This is a genomic window from Flavobacterium jejuense (assembly GCF_006491595.2).
Lineage (GTDB): Bacteria > Bacteroidota > Bacteroidia > Flavobacteriales > Flavobacteriaceae > Flavobacterium > Flavobacterium jejuense.
The window spans coordinates 1-213 of sequence record NZ_VEVQ02000072.1 but is presented as its reverse complement, the minus strand read 5'-3'; the positions used below and the strand labels follow the sequence as shown (position 1 = coordinate 213).

Annotated in this window: 1 protein-coding gene; it reads right to left on the bottom strand. The window is 42.7% G+C overall.

The genetic code is table 11. The annotated features are described in order from the left end of the window. Positions 1 to 213: hypothetical protein (locus tag FIA58_RS21890; RefSeq protein ID WP_165928980.1), on the bottom strand; the 213-nt coding region annotated here is incomplete at both ends.

The following is a 213-nucleotide window of genomic DNA, read 5'->3' as shown; positions in this document are numbered from 1 at the left end:
TACACTTGATAAATCTGCTGGAGTAGCATCGTCTACTGCATCGATAACAGCTGCATCAACTACTATTGTAGCGATTGCTGTATCGCAATTAGTTGGGCTTAGGTTCTCACAAATTTGGTAAGTAACATTGTAAGTGCCTGCTGGTGTACCTGCTGGAACACTAATAGTCCCATTTGATGCAATACTTACGCCAGTTAGGCCTCCATCTGCAAT